This is a genomic window from Falsiroseomonas oryzae, assembly GCF_027856955.1.
Lineage (GTDB): Bacteria > Pseudomonadota > Alphaproteobacteria > Acetobacterales > Acetobacteraceae > Falsiroseomonas > Falsiroseomonas oryzae.
The window spans coordinates 1-13,623 of sequence record NZ_JAPSMD010000019.1 but is presented as its reverse complement, the minus strand read 5'-3'; the positions used below and the strand labels follow the sequence as shown (position 1 = coordinate 13,623).

Sequence of the window (13,623 nt, the reverse complement as noted above, 5' to 3'; positions counted from 1 at the left end):
GCGCAGGGCGTGCCCGCGCCATCCGCCATCCCGCCGGGGTGGCGGCTCCGGGTGGAGGAGAGCCTGCCCTCCACCTCCGACCTGCTGTTGCGGCTTGCGGCGGCTGGTGAGCCGGCTGGGCTGGCGGTGCTGGCGCGCCGGCAGACGGCGGGGCGGGGCCGCGACGGGCGCGCCTGGTCCAGCCCAGAGGGCAATCTCTACCTCTCCGTCCTGCTCCGGCCGGGCGGCCCGGCGCGGGACGTGCCGCACTGGGCGCTGCTGGCTGCCGTGGCGCTGGCCGAGGCGCTGGAGCCCGGCCTGCCCGACCCCGCGGCGCTGCGCCTGAAATGGCCGAACGACGTGCTGCTGGGCGGGGCCAAGCTGGCCGGCGTGCTGTGCGAATCCGCCGCCGACGCGGCCGGGCGCCTGGACTGGCTGGTGATGGGCTTCGGCGCCAACCTGGCCTTGGCGCCCGACATCCCGGGCCGCGCCACGGCCTGCCTCGCGCAGCAAGGCCCGGCGCCGGCGACAGAAGCGGTGGCGGCGCGGCTGCTCCAGGCGCTCGAGGCCTGGCGCGGAAGGCTGGCGACGGAAGGGCCCGCGGCGGTGGTCGCCGCCTGGGTCCGCCGCGGCCCGGCGGTCGGCACAAGGTTGACGCTGCGCGCCAGCGGGGGTGAAACGACGGGGCTGTATGCGGGACTTGCCGAGGACGGCGCCCTGCTGCTCGACACCGGCGCCGGCCCGCGGCGTTTCACCTCCGGCGAGACGGAGGGGGGTGGCGTGCCGGGGCCGGGAACCGGCGGGGGCGGAGCCTGACGCGCGATGCTGCTGGTTGTGGATGCGGGCAACACGAACATCGTCTTCGCCGTCCATGACGGGACGGAATGGCGCGGCCGCTGGCGCGTGCGCACGGATGCGGAGCGCACCTCGGACGAATACGCGGTCTGGCTGCTGGCGCTGCTGCAGCATTCCGGCCTGAAGCCCGCGGACATCACGCGCTGCGCGATCGGCACCGTGGTGCCGGCGGCGCTCTACAACTTGCGGCGGCTGTGCCGGGAGTGGTTCGCCTGTGAGCCGCTGGTGGCGCGCGCCACGCTGGACTGGGGCTTCCAGATCCGGGTGGACGCCCCGCACGAGGTGGGCGCCGACCGCCTGCTGAACGCTCTGGCGGCGCATCACCGCTACCAGGGCCCGCTGATCGTCATCGACTTCGGCACGGCCACCACCTTCGACGTGGTGGCCAAGGATGGCGGCTACCTCGGCGGCGTCATCGCGCCCGGCATCAACCTGTCGATCGAGGCGCTGCACCGGGCGGCGGCGCGGCTGCCGCGGATCGGCATCGGCCGGCCGCAGGCGGTGGTGGGGCGGAACACCGTGGCCGCCATGCAGTCCGGCATCTACTGGGGCTATGTCGGGCTGATCGAGGGGATCGTCGCCCGCATCCGGGCCGAATCCGACGAACGCGTGGGCGGGCGGCTGAAGGTGATTGCCACCGGCGGGCTGGCGCCGCTGTTCGCGGAGGGTACGACGGTGATCGAAACGACCGACCCCGACACCACGCTCGACGGGCTGCGGCTGTTGGCGGAGCGGAACCCCGCCCCCACATTGGTGAAACACGCACGACGCGACGACGGCCTCGTCTGAGGCTTCCCTTCGACACACGACCTGAACACGACACTGGAAGAACAATGACCGGAGACCTGGCCTTCATCCCGCTCGGCGGGACGGGGGAGATCGGCCTCAACCTCAACGTCTATCGCTGCGACGGGCGCCTGCTGGCGGTGGATTGCGGCCTTGGCTTCGGCGGGCCGGAGCATCCGGAAGTGGATGTGATGGTGCCCGACCCGGCCTGGCTGGTCGCCCGCCGCGACCGGCTGGAGGCCCTGGTGATCACCCATGCGCATGAGGACCATGTGGGCGCGGTCGCGCATCTCTGGCCGCAACTGCGCTGTCCGATCTATGCCACCCCCTTCGTCTCGGCGGTGCTGCGCCGGAAGCTGGGGGAAGCGGGGCTGTTGGGGCAGGTGGAGATCATCACCCAGCCGCCGGGTGCGCGCTGGACCATCGGGCCCTTCGACCTGGAATTCCTGCGCGTCGCGCATTCCGTACCAGAGGCGCAGGCGCTGGCGATCCGCACGAAGTACGGGACGGTGCTGCACACCGGCGACTGGAAGCTGGATCCCAACCCGCTGATCGGCCCGCCGACCGACGAGGCCGCCTTCGCCCGCCTCGGCGAGGAAGGCGTGCTGGCCATGGTCTGCGACAGCACCAATGCCCTGGTGGAAGGCCATTCGGGCAGCGAGGCGGAGGTGCGGCGGAACCTGGCCGCCATCATCCGCAAGCTGAAGGGCCGGGTCGCTGTCACCTGCTTCGCCACCAACCTGGCGCGGGTGGAGTCCATCGCGCTGGCGGCCCGCGGCGCGGGGCGGGAGGTGGCGCTGTTCGGCCGGTCCCTGCGCAACGCCGAGGCGGCGGCGCGCGAATGCGGCTATCTGCGCGACCTGCCGGCCTTCCTGACCGAGGAGCAGGCAGGCGACACGCCGGACGACAGGCTGGTCATCATCTGCACCGGCAGTCAGGGCGAGCCGCGCAGCGCGATGTCGAAGATCGCGGCCGACACGCATCCGCACATCTCGCTGGGAGAGGGGGATACGGTGATCTTCTCCTCCCGCATGATCCCGGGGAACGAGCGGGCGATCCTGCGCATCCAGGACGACCTGAGCCGCGCCGGCGTCGAGGTGATGACCGCGGACGACCATGTGGTGCATGTCTCCGGCCATCCGGCGCGGGACGAGCTGAAGCGGCTGTATCAGCTGGTGAAGCCGAAATACGCGGTGCCCGTGCATGGCGAGTGGCGGCACATGAACGAGCACGCCAACCTCGCCGAGAGCCTGGGCTGCGACGCCTATGTGATCGAGGATGGCGACGTGCTGCGCCTGGCGCCCGGCACGCCGGACGTGGTGGAGGCCGCGCCGGTCGGCCGACTCGCGGTGGATGGCGACCGGCTGCTGCCGCTGGACGGCGACGTGCTGGCGGCGCGGAAGAAGATGCTGTTCAACGGCGTGGTCATCGCCTCCCTTGCGGTGGACGGCGCGGGCCGCGTGCTCGGCCAGCCGCAGGTCTCGGCGCCCGGCCTGTTCGACGGGACGGATGACGAGCCGGCGCAGATCGCCGCCGACCTGGCGCGCGCGCTGGGCGACCTGCCGGCGCCGGTGAAGCGGGAGGACGGGACCCTGCGGGAGGCGGCGCGCACCGCGGTGCGCCGTGCGCTCGGCCGCCGGCTGCGCAAGCGGCCGAGCGTCGAGGTGCACCTGCTGCGCGTGTGATCGCGTCCCGCGGGCCATGGCGAAGCGTCCTGCCGAGCATGCGGAGCGGGTCGAGCCCGAGAGCCGCGCTGCCTGGCGCGCCTGGCTCGCCGCGAACCACGCTCGGCCGGCGCCGGTGTGGCTGGTGATCGCCAAGGACGGCACGCGCGACCTCGACGCCGTCGGCGCCTGCGAGGAGGCGCTGTGCTTCGGCTGGATCGACAGCCTGCCGCGCAAGCTGGATGCGACGCGCTGGATGCTGCTGGTCTCGCCGCGCAAGCCGGGCAGCCCGTGGAGCCGGGTGAACAAGGCGCGGATCGAACGGCTGCGCGCCGCCGGGCTGATGGCGCCGCCAGGCGAGGCTCGGATCGCGGCCGCGAAGGCCGACGGGTCCTGGGACTCCTACGAGGTGGCCGAATCGCTCGCGGAGCCGCCGGACCTGGCGGCGGCGCTGGACGCCGTGCCGGGTGCCGCCGCGGCCTGGGGTGGATTCGCGCCCTCGGCGCGGAAGGGGATCCTGTGGTGGGTGGCCGCGGCGCGCACGCCGGCGACGCGGGCGCGGCGCGTGGCGGAGACCGCACGCCTCGCCGCGCTCGGGCTGCGCGCCAACTTCCCCGAGAGCAGGGGGCGATAGGGGCAGACAGATGGACTGGTTCACCGGGACGATCGTGTACCTGCTGATCTGGTGGACGGCGCTGTTCGCCGTGCTGCCGATCGGCACGCGGCCGGTGGAGGATGCCGATCCGGAGGCCGGCGGCTGGCGCGGCGCGCCGCAGCGCCCGCTGCTGGCGCGCAAGCTGGTCGGCACGACGGTGCTGGCGGCAGTGCTGTGGCTCGGCGCCTATGCGCTGATCGAATCCGACCTGATCAGCTTCCGGGACGGCTGGCTGGCCTATTCCGGCCCGTCAGGTCGCTGAGCCGGGGTCAGCGCACAAAATTTAGGCGGCTACTCCGCCTCCCCAGCGGGTGCCGCCATCCAAATGTGCAGTTCCGGTTCGGAAGCCTGTTTTTTGGCTTTCCACGGCGGACTTCATCGTTGTGCCGCCTTAGCTCCCCACGCCATTATCGTTTCCAGAGAGAGGTTGGTCCTCTCTCTGCCGTGTGACTGGCGTTTCCTCCCTAAACTCGGGCTGCGCCCTGACGGGCGCGGCCCGCCTTTTTTTGTTGTAGCGGCGGCATTAAGAAAAGCAACCGGATTTTCGTCGAGGACGCCGTTATTCGCCGCGAATTTTTCTTTCGTCTGCCCGCTTTGCTCATATTGTTGCGCTGCAGCATGCGCGTTCTCGCCGGAACGCCGCCTCGCCGATGCCGGCAGATTTCCCGCATCCGCGATCTGCTCTAGGTTCCGCGCCTCCCGCATGCCGCCCGGAGCCTTCCCTTGCGTCTCACCCGCGCCTTCCTGCCCACGCTGAAGGAAACCCCGGCCGAGGCGCAGATCGTCTCGCATCGCCTTATGCTGCGCGCCGGCCTCGTCCGGCAGACCTCCGCCGGCATCTACGCCTGGCTGCCACTCGGCTGGCGCGCGCTGCAGAAGGTGGAGCAGATCGTGCGCGAGGAGCAGGACCGCGCCGGCGCGCAGGAGATCCTGATGCCGACCATCCAGGCGGCCGATCTCTGGCGCCAGTCCGGCCGCTACGACGCCTACGGGCCGGAGATGCTGCGCCTGAAGGACCGGCACGAGCGGGAGATGCTGTTCGGCCCGACCAACGAGGAGATGGTCACCGACATCTTCCGCCAGTTCGCGAAGAGCTACCGCGACCTGCCGCGGAACCTGTACCACATCCAGTGGAAGTTCCGCGACGAGGTGCGGCCGCGCTTCGGGGTGATGCGCGGGCGCGAGTTCCTCATGAAGGACGCCTATTCCTTCGACCTGACGAAGGACGGCGCGCGGCACTCCTACCACCAGATGTTCGTCGCCTATCTCCGCACCTTCGCCCGCATGGGGCTTAAGGCTATCCCGATGCGCGCCGACACCGGCCCGATCGGCGGCGACCTCTCCCACGAGTTCATCATCCTGGCCGAGACCGGCGAGAGCCAGGTCTTCGTCAGCCAGGACCTGCTGGACATGGACCCGCTGGCCGAGGCGCCGGACTACGACGCCGACCTGTCGCCCCTGGTGGAGCGCTGGACCGGCCACTACGCCGCGACCGACGAGATGCACGACCCGGCGGCGTGGGAGAAGCTGCCGGAGGCCAAGCGCGTCTCCGCGCGTGGGATCGAGGTCGGCCACATCTTCTACTTCGGCACGAAATACTCGAAGCCCATGGACCTGGTCGTGCAGGGCCCGGACGGGCAGCAGGTGCATCCGGAGATGGGCAGCTACGGCATCGGCGTCTCCCGTCTGGTCGGCGCCATCATCGAGGCGAACCACGACGAGGCGGGCATCAAGTGGCCGGACGCGGTGGCGCCGTTCCGGGCCGCGGTGCTGAACCTCAAGACCGGCGATGCCGCCTGCGATACGTTGTGCGAGCGGATCTACGCTTCCCTCGGCCCCGATGCGGTGTATGACGACCGGGCCGATCGCGCCGGCGTGAAGTTCGCCGACGCCGACCTGATGGGGCATCCCTGGCAGGTCATCGTCGGCCCACGCGGCGCGGCGGCCAACAAGGTCGAGCTCAAGCGGCGCATGACCGGGGAACGGCACGAGGTCTCGCCCGAGGACGCACTCGGGAAGATCAGGGGATCTCATGCGTGACATGATTCTGGCGATGCTGGTGCTGGCCCTCGCGCTGGGCGGCGCGACGCTGCTCGAATTCTCCGGCGTGGAGCACACGCTCTGGCTCATCGCGCTGGTCGGCGGCGCCGGCGGGCTGGCGGGCGGCGTGGCGATGGACCTGCTGCGGCAGGCGGCGCGGGGATAGATGTTCGACGCCTTCGAGCGCGCCGTCGCCTTCCGCTACCTGCGCGCGCGCAAGGGGGAGCGCTTCGTCTCGGTCATCGCGATCTTCTCGCTGGTCGGCATCGCGCTGGGCGTGGCGACGCTGATCATCGTGATGAGCGTGATGGGCGGGTTCCGGCAGGAACTGCTGGGCCGCATCCTGGGCCTGAACGGCCATCTCGGCGTCTATGGCGCGGAACGCAATATCACCGACTACGAGGCGATGGCCGGGCGCATCCGCGCCGTGCCCGGCGTCGTTTCCGCGACGCCGATCGTCGAGGGGCAGGTGCTGCTGACCAGCGAGCAGGGCGGCGCCTCCGGCGGGCTGGCGCGCGGGGTGCGCGCGGCGGATCTCCGCGCACGCGGGCTGGTCGCGCAGAACATCGTCGCCGGCTCGCTCGACCGCTTCGAGGGTGACGACGCCATCCTGATCGGCACGCGGCTGGCGCAGAAGCTGCGGATCACCGTGGGCGATCGGATCACGCTGGTCTCGCCGCAGGGCCGCACGACCGTGTTCGGCACCGTGCCGCGGGTGCGCGCCTATACCGTCGTCGCGCTGTTCCAGGTGGGCATGCACGAATACGACAGCAGCTTCGTCTTCCTGCCGATGCCGGCCGCGCAGACCTTCTTCCAGACCGGCGACACGGCGACGCAGGTGGAGGTCTTCGTGCAGGACCCGACCGAGGTGCGCGCCGTGACGCGGGCGATCCGCGCCGCGCTGGGCGCCACGCCGGTCCGCATCCTGGACTGGCAGGACGCCAATTCCAGCTTCTTCGCCGCCGTCCAGGTGGAGCGGAACGTGATGTTCCTGATCCTGACGCTGATCATCCTGGTGGCGGCCTTCAACATCGTCTCCTCGCTGATCATGCTGGTGAAGGACAAGGGGCGGGACATCGCGATCCTGCGCACCGTGGGCGCCACGCGCGGCGCGATCCTGCGCATCTTCCTGCTGTGCGGCGCCTCCGTCGGCGTGGCGGGCACGCTGATCGGCTTCGTCATTGGCATCGCCTTCTGCGCCAACATCGAGAGCATCCGCCAGGCGATCCAGGCGCTGAGCGGGACGGAGCTGTTCAGTCCGGAGGTCTATTTCCTCTCCCGCCTGCCCGCGGTGGTGGACCCGTGGGAAGTGGCGCGGGTGGTGGGCATGGGCCTCGGGCTCAGCCTGCTGGCCACGATCTACCCGTCCTGGCGCGCGGCGAGGACTGATCCGGTGGAAGCGCTGCGGAATGAGTGACGCGCTGCCCCTGGAGTTGCGCGGCGTGCAGCGCCGGTTCCGCACCGAGGCCGGCGAGCTGCCGGTGCTGACCGGCGCCGACATGACGCTGCACGCCGGCGAGATCGTGGCGCTCGTCGCGCCCTCCGGCACCGGCAAGTCCACCCTGCTGCACCTGGCCGGCCTGCTGGAACGGCCGGACGGCGGGGAGGTTTTCGTGGAAGGCCAGGCGGCCGGCACGCTGTCCGACGACCAGCGCACCGCGATCCGGCGCGGCACCATCGGCTTCGTCTACCAGTTCCACCACCTGCTGCCGGAGTTCACCGCGGTCGAGAACGTCGCGCTGCCGCAGATGGCGGCCGGCACCGCGCGCGGCGCGGCGCATGCCCGCGCGACCGAGTTGCTGCACGCCTTCGGCCTGGCGGGGCGGGAGCAGCATCGGCCCGGCAAGCTCTCGGGCGGCGAGCAGCAGCGCGTCGCGATCGCGCGCGCCCTGGCCAATCGCCCGCGGGTGCTGCTGGCCGACGAGCCAACCGGCAACCTCGATGTCGGCACTGCCGACCGCGTCTTCCAGGAGCTGCTGCAGGCCGTGCGGCAGCACGGCGTCGCAGCGCTGATCGCCACACACAACCCGGAGCTGGCCGCGCGCATGGACCGGGTCGTGACGCTGCGCGACGGGCACGTCGTGCCGGCTTGAGGGCGGCAGGGCCGACCCGCCGTATCGGCCCGAGAATTGCACTGTCCCCGCGCGGGCCTCGTGTAGGATGCGCGCCATGACCGATCCAGCCTCCTCCGCCGGTGCCACGCCGCACCGCATCGTCGTGGTCGGCGGCGGCGCGGGCGGCCTGGAACTGGCGACACGGCTGGGCGACTCTCTCGGGCGGCGCGGCCAGGCGAAGGTCACGCTGGTGGACCGCGCGCGCAGCCACCTGTGGAAGCCGCTGCTGCACGAGGTCGCTGCCGGCAGCCTGGACGTGGACGACCACGAGCTGGACTACCTGGCGCAGGCCCATTGGCACCACTTCACCTATCGCTACGGCGAGCTGATCGGGCTGGATCGCGCGGCGAAGATCGTGCGGCTCGGCCCGACCTTCGACGAGGATGGCCGCCAGGTGACGCCGGGCCGGGACGAGCCCTACGACACACTGGTCATCGCCATCGGCAGCACGACGAACGATTTCGGCACGCCCGGCGTGCGCGACCACGCTATCCCGCTGGAGACCACGGACCAGGCACGGCGCTTCAACCGCCGCCTGCTGAACGCCTGCATCCGCGCGCAGACACAGGCCGAGCCGATCCGCCCGGGCCAGCTGCATGTCGCGATCATCGGCGCCGGTGCGACCGGGACCGAGCTGGCGGCGGAGCTGCACCGCGCGACGCGCCAGCTCGTCGCCTACGGCATGGACCGGATCGACCCCGAGCGCGACCTGCGGCTGACGCTGATCGAGGCCGCGCCGCGCATCCTGCCCGCCCTGCCGGAACGCCTGTCGGAGGCCGCGACGAAGCTGTTGGAGGGGCTGGGCGTGGCGGTGCTCGCCGGCACACGGGTGAGCGCGGTGACCGCCGAAGGCGTGCAACTGGCGGATGGCCGCTTCCTGGAATCGGAGCTCGTCGTCTGGTCGGCCGGTGTGAAGGGCCCGCCGGTGCTGGCCGAGCTCGACGGGCTGGAACTGGCGCGCATGCAGCAGCTGGCCGTGCTGCCCACGCTGCAGACCACGCGCGACCCGGACATCTTCGCGATCGGCGATTGCGCGGCCTGCCCCGGCCCCGGCCCGGGCGGCTTCCTGCCGCCACGCGCCCAGGCGGCGCATCAGCAGGCGAGCCATGTGCTGCGGCAGATCCGCCGCAAGCTGCGCGGCGACGCGCTGCAGCCCTTCGCCTATCGCGACTTCGGCAGCCTGGTCTCGCTGGGTCACTATTCCACCGTCGGCAGCCTCATGGGCGTGCTGGTCGGCAAGAGCCTGATGGTGGAGGGCTATTTCGCGCGGCTGATGTATCGCTCGCTCTACAAGATGCACCAGCGGGCGCTGCATGGGGTGCCGAAGACCGCGCTCGCCTCGGTCGGGCGGCTGCTGAGCCGGCGCACGGAACCGCGCGTCAAGCTGCACTGACCGGGCCGGCACGGTCCGCGCCAACCCCCCATATCTGGATCCGCAAGACGCCGGAGCGGGCCCGCCTGGCGGCCCAACCTGACGTTGGCGTGATCGCCGCAAAGTGTGAAAAATGGTCAGCCAGCCTCAGGAAGCGATTGATAGTCTCCCGAAATGTCGCCATTTGTAGCGAACGGCGCGGTGTCGTGGGTTCCTGCATGAGCATACTGCTGGAGAATTCCTATCCAGTCTTGGTCCTGGGGCTGAAGCCTTCTGACGTTGTCGAGGTTCTGCGCGTGTATCTGCTTGACCCGCAGCGGGTGGAACACGAGGATATCTGTCGCATGTCTGACGTGTTCGCCCAGCTGTCGCCCGACGGCGCCTGCCTGCTGCACGACTGGGCGGTGGGCGTGCATGACGCCATCCGGGGGCGGCGGGTCCATTGAAGGCCTGATCCGCCGCGCCGGCCCGGATCGCGAATCGGCCGGCCTTCCGTGGTAGGACAGGGCGATGGCAGACAGCTCCTTCGTCCACCTGCACGCCCATTCCGCCTATTCGCTCTCCGAAGGGGCGATCAAGGCGGAGAAGCTGCCGGCGCTGGCCAGGGCGGCCGGGATGCCGGCGGTGGCGCTGACCGACACGGCCAACCTGTTCGGCGCGCTGGAATTCGCCCAGGCCTGCGCGGCGAAAGGCATCCAGCCGATCATGGGCTGCCAGCTCTTCCTGGGCCGGTCTGCCACTGAGGAAGCGGGGCGCGCCCCCGATCCGCAGCGCAACCGGCCCGACCCCATCGTGGCACTGGCGCGGGACAAGACCGGGCTCGAGAACCTGCAGCGGCTCTCCTCGGCGGGGTTCCTCGGCAGCGATCCCTCGGGCCAGCCCTGCATCACGCTGGAGACGCTGGGCCGGCACGCGCAGGGGCTGATCCTGCTGACCGGCGGCAGCACGGGGCCGCTCGGCCGGCTGATCGGCGAAGGCCGTGCCGAGGCGGCGCGGCGCCTGCTGGCGCAGCTGAAGGAGATCTTCGGCCCGGACGACCTGGTGGTGGAGCTGCAGCGCCACGGCCTTGCCGTCGAGCGCGCCATCGGCCCTGGGCTGCTGCGCCTGGCGGACGAGGCGGGGCTGCCGATCGTCGCGACCAACGACGTCTATTTCGCCGAGGCCAAGATGCACGAGGCGCATGACGCGCTGCTCTGCATCGCGGAGGGTCGCGTGCTGGCCGAGCAGGATCGCCGCCGCGTCACGCCGGAGCACTGGTTCAAGCCGGCAGATGCCATGCGCGCGCTGTTCGCCGACCTGCCGGAGGCCTGCGACAACACGCTCGCCATCGCGCGCCGCTGCGCGGTGATGGCCGAGAGCCGCAAGCCCGAGCTGCCGGTCTGCCCCAAGGTCCGCCCGGGCATGACGGAAGCCGAGACGGTGGCGGCGATGGCGCGGGAGGGGCTTGAGAAGCGGCTCGACGCCCAGGCGACGCCGGAGGCGGAGCGCGCCACCTACCGCGAGCGGCTGGCCTATGAGCTCTCGGTCATCGAGAAGATGGGCTTCTCCGGCTACTTCCTGATCGTGGCCGACTTCATCCAGTGGGCGAAGCAGAACGCCATCCCGGTTGGGCCCGGCCGCGGTTCGGGCGCGGGATCCGTCGCAGCCTGGGCGCTGCTGATCACCGACCTCGACCCGCTGCGCTTCGGCCTGCTGTTCGAGCGCTTCCTGAACCCCGAGCGCGTCTCGATGCCGGACTTCGACATCGACTTCTGCCAGGACCGGCGCGACGAGGTGATCCGCTACGTCGTCAACGAATACGGCGCGGATCGCGTCGCGCAGATCATCACCTTCGGCAAGCTGCAGGCGAAGGCGGCGGTGCGCGACGTCGGCCGCGTGATGGGCATGCCCTACGGCCAGGTGGACCGCATCGCCTCCCTGATCCCGTTCAACCCGGCCAAGCCCGTCACGCTGGCCCAGGCGATCGAGGGCGAGCCGAAGCTGCAGGAGATGCGCGACACCGACGAGCAGGTGGCGCGCCTGCTGGACGTGGCGCAGCAGCTGGAGGGGCTGTACCGCAACGCCTCCACCCACGCCGCCGGCGTGGTGATCGGGCGCAAGCCGCTGGTCGAGATCGTGCCGCTCTACAAGGACCCGCGGTCCGACATGCTCATCACACAGTACTCGATGAAGCATGTGGAACAGGCGTCGCTGGTGAAGTTCGACTTCCTCGGCCTGAAGACGCTGACCGTGCTGGAGCGCGCGGTGGAGCTGCTGCGGACGCAGGGGATCGAGCTGGATCTCGCCACCCTGCCGCTCGACGACGCGAAGAGCTACGCGATGCTGGCGAAGGGCGACGCGGCGGGGGTGTTCCAGTTCGAAGGCCAGGGCATGCGCGACTGCCTGCGCATGATGCGCCCCGACCGCTTCGAGGACCTGATCGCCGCCGTCTCACTGTATCGCCCGGGCCCGATGGCGAACATCCCCGCCTATTGCCAGCGGAAGCATGGCGAGCCCTGGGAGTCGCCGCACCCGGCCATCCGCCACATCGTGGAGGAGACCTACGGCATCCTGGTCTACCAGGAGCAGGTGATGCAGATCGCGCAGGAGCTGGCGGGCTACAGCCTGGGCGGCGCCGACCTGCTGCGCCGCGCGATGGGCAAGAAGATCCGCAGCGAGATGGAGGCGCAGCGCAGGATCTTCGTGGACGGCGCGGTGAAGAACGGCGTGCCGGAGGCGAAGGCTGGCGAGATCTTCGACCTGATGGAGAAGTTCGCGGAATACGGCTTCAACAAGTCGCACGCCGCGGCCTATGCGCTGGTCGCCTATCACACGGCCTATCTCAAGGCGAACCATCCGGTCGCCTTCCTCGCCGCCTCCATGTCGCTCGACCTGGACAAGACGGAGAAGCTCGCAGGGCACATGCAGGAAGCCGCGCGGCTCGGCATTCCCGTGCTGCCGCCGGACGTGAACCGCTCGGGCGCGGAGTTCGTGCTGGAGACGCAGGCGGACGGCAAGGTCGCGATCCGCTTCGCGCTGGGCGCGATCAAGCGCGTCGGCGTGGCGGCGATGCAGGACCTGGTGAAGGCTCGCGATGCGGGCGGACCCTTCGCGTCCCTGTCGGATTTCGCCGGGCGCGTCGAGGCGAAGCTGCTCAACAAGATGCAGCTGGAGAACCTGGCCAAGGCCGGCGCCTTCGACGGGCTGGAGAAGAACCGCGCCAGGGTGGTGCAGGGCGCCGAGCTGATCCTGCGCGCCGCGCAGGAAGCCGCGGAGCGCCGGATGAACCCGACGCGCGACATGTTCGGCGCGGAGAGCGCACCGCCGCCGCTGCGCCTGCCGGAGGCGCAGGACTGGCCGATGCTGGAGCGCCTGGCCTTCGAGGCGGAGGCGGTCGGCTTCCACCTCTCGGCGCATCCGCTGGACACCTACAGGCGGGCGCTGGCGAAGCTCGGCGTCGTCTCCTCCGCGCAGATCACGGAGCGCGCGCGGGCGGGCGGCACGCGCCTCAAGCTGGCGGGCACCGTGGTGGCAAGCCGCAGCATGAAGACGAAGTCGGGCAGCCGCATGGCCTTCGTGCGCATGTCGGACGCGCAGGGCGCCTTCGAGGTGACCTTCTTCAGCGAGATGCTGGCCCGCGCCGGCGACCAACTGGCGGAGGGCAACGCGCTGCTCGTCACCACCGACGTGCGGCTGGACGGCGAGACCCTGCGGCTCACCGCGCAGGACGTGGAGCCGCTGGAGAAGGCGGCGGCCGGCATCGCGGGCGGCATCAAGCTGTGGCTGGAGCAGACCGCGGCGGTGCCCAACATCCGCGCGCTGCTGGAACGTGAGGGCAGGGGGCGCGGGCGCGTCGTGCTGGTGCCGGTCACCGGCCCGGGGCAGGAGGTGGAGATCGCGCTGCCCGGCGGCTTCAACGTCTCGCCGCGGCTGATGCAGGCCATGAAGGTGCTGCCCGGGGTTGCGGAGGTGCAGGAGCTGTGACGCGGCCGCTGCTCGACCTCTCGCCCGATCGCGCGGCGGCGCTGCTCGATGCGGCGCTGGAGCGCCGGCACGCCCTGCGCCTGCGCGACGACGCGGCGCCTCTGCTGGCGCAGCTGCCGGCGGAGGCGCAGCCCTTCGCGGAGCTCGTGCTGGCGGAGCTCGCGCGCCAGGCCGCCCGGCTCGACGTGCTGGACG

At 71.1% G+C, this 13,623-nt stretch carries 13 protein-coding genes; 12 read left to right on the top strand and 1 reads right to left on the bottom strand.

Features of this window, described 5'->3' with window-relative positions:
* The first annotated feature begins 9 nt into the window (after positions 1–9).
* Genes OZN99_RS04305 through OZN99_RS04285 form a run of 5 tightly spaced genes read left to right on the top strand, consistent with a single transcriptional unit; the run spans position 10 to position 4,201 of the window.
* On the top strand, positions 10–795 hold the full coding sequence (locus OZN99_RS04305; protein WP_270933943.1) for a biotin--[acetyl-CoA-carboxylase] ligase: 786 nt from the start codon (positions 10–12) through the stop codon (positions 793–795).
* 6 nt (positions 796–801) lie between these two features.
* The gene (locus OZN99_RS04300; protein ID WP_270933942.1) at positions 802–1,623 is read left to right on the top strand and encodes a type III pantothenate kinase; all 822 of its coding nucleotides are present in this window, start codon (positions 802–804) and stop codon (positions 1,621–1,623) included.
* Between the two features lie 44 nt (positions 1,624–1,667).
* Positions 1,668–3,305, top strand: coding sequence for a ribonuclease J (locus tag OZN99_RS04295; RefSeq protein WP_270933941.1), 1,638 nt, complete (start codon positions 1,668–1,670; stop codon positions 3,303–3,305).
* A gap of 16 nt (positions 3,306–3,321) precedes the next feature.
* Complete coding sequence (locus tag OZN99_RS04290) at positions 3,322–3,918, top strand: YdeI/OmpD-associated family protein (RefSeq protein WP_270933940.1); 597 nt, start codon at positions 3,322–3,324, stop codon at positions 3,916–3,918.
* A gap of 10 nt (positions 3,919–3,928) precedes the next feature.
* Entirely contained in the window at positions 3,929–4,201 is a 273-nt protein-coding gene (locus OZN99_RS04285) for a DUF1467 family protein (RefSeq protein WP_270933939.1), read from the top strand.
* Between the two features lie 113 nt (positions 4,202–4,314).
* Here OZN99_RS04285 and OZN99_RS04280 read toward each other — a convergent pair whose 3' ends face one another.
* Positions 4,315–4,644, bottom strand: a complete 330-nt coding sequence (locus OZN99_RS04280; protein WP_270933938.1) for a hypothetical protein — start codon at positions 4,642–4,644, stop codon at positions 4,315–4,317.
* An 18-nt stretch (positions 4,645–4,662) separates the two neighbouring features.
* Here OZN99_RS04280 and proS point away from each other — a divergent pair, with 18 nt between their 5' ends.
* The 7 genes from proS to OZN99_RS04245 form a co-directional block, all read left to right on the top strand.
* The gene (proS, locus tag OZN99_RS04275) at positions 4,663–5,979 is read left to right on the top strand and encodes a proline--tRNA ligase (RefSeq protein WP_270933937.1); all 1,317 of its coding nucleotides are present in this window, start codon (positions 4,663–4,665) and stop codon (positions 5,977–5,979) included.
* A complete protein-coding gene (locus OZN99_RS04270; protein WP_270933936.1) occupies positions 5,972–6,145 on the top strand; it encodes a hypothetical protein in 174 nt (57 codons plus the stop codon). The genes proS and OZN99_RS04270 overlap by 8 nt, the downstream gene beginning before the upstream one ends.
* The gene (locus OZN99_RS04265) at positions 6,146–7,396 is read left to right on the top strand and encodes a lipoprotein-releasing ABC transporter permease subunit (protein WP_270933935.1); all 1,251 of its coding nucleotides are present in this window, start codon (positions 6,146–6,148) and stop codon (positions 7,394–7,396) included.
* The gene (locus tag OZN99_RS04260; RefSeq protein ID WP_270933934.1) at positions 7,389–8,072 is read left to right on the top strand and encodes an ABC transporter ATP-binding protein; all 684 of its coding nucleotides are present in this window, start codon (positions 7,389–7,391) and stop codon (positions 8,070–8,072) included. Before OZN99_RS04265 ends, OZN99_RS04260 begins: the two co-directional genes overlap by 8 nt.
* Positions 8,073–8,148: 76 nt before the next feature.
* Positions 8,149–9,486: an NAD(P)/FAD-dependent oxidoreductase gene (locus OZN99_RS04255; protein WP_270933933.1), complete on the top strand. Its 1,338-nt coding sequence runs from the start codon at positions 8,149–8,151 to the stop codon at positions 9,484–9,486.
* A 489-nt stretch (positions 9,487–9,975) separates the two neighbouring features.
* Entirely contained in the window at positions 9,976–13,428 is a 3,453-nt protein-coding gene (gene dnaE / locus OZN99_RS04250; RefSeq protein WP_270933932.1) for a DNA polymerase III subunit alpha, read from the top strand.
* A partial coding sequence (locus OZN99_RS04245; protein WP_270933931.1) for a hypothetical protein occupies positions 13,425–13,623 on the top strand: 199 nt, incomplete at its 3' end. The genes dnaE and OZN99_RS04245, both read left to right, overlap by 4 nt.

Excerpts from the sequence above, each read along its gene's own strand:
- OZN99_RS04300 (WP_270933942.1), top strand. The coding sequence starts at position 802 with ATGCTGCTGGTTGTGGATGCGGGCAACACGAACATCGTCTTCGCCGTC.
- OZN99_RS04295 (WP_270933941.1), top strand. The coding sequence starts at position 1,668 with ATGACCGGAGACCTGGCCTTCATCCCGCTCGGCGGGACGGGGGAGATC.
- OZN99_RS04290 (WP_270933940.1), top strand. The coding sequence starts at position 3,322 with ATGGCGAAGCGTCCTGCCGAGCATGCGGAGCGGGTCGAGCCCGAGAGC.
- OZN99_RS04285 (WP_270933939.1), top strand. The coding sequence starts at position 3,929 with ATGGACTGGTTCACCGGGACGATCGTGTACCTGCTGATCTGGTGGACG.
- OZN99_RS04280 (WP_270933938.1), bottom strand. The coding sequence starts at position 4,644 with ATGCGGGAGGCGCGGAACCTAGAGCAGATCGCGGATGCGGGAAATCTG.
- OZN99_RS04270 (WP_270933936.1), top strand. The coding sequence starts at position 5,972 with ATGCGTGACATGATTCTGGCGATGCTGGTGCTGGCCCTCGCGCTGGGC.
- OZN99_RS04265 (WP_270933935.1), top strand. The coding sequence starts at position 6,146 with ATGTTCGACGCCTTCGAGCGCGCCGTCGCCTTCCGCTACCTGCGCGCG.
- OZN99_RS04260 (WP_270933934.1), top strand. The coding sequence starts at position 7,389 with ATGAGTGACGCGCTGCCCCTGGAGTTGCGCGGCGTGCAGCGCCGGTTC.
- OZN99_RS04255 (WP_270933933.1), top strand. The coding sequence starts at position 8,149 with ATGACCGATCCAGCCTCCTCCGCCGGTGCCACGCCGCACCGCATCGTC.
- dnaE (WP_270933932.1), top strand. The coding sequence starts at position 9,976 with ATGGCAGACAGCTCCTTCGTCCACCTGCACGCCCATTCCGCCTATTCG.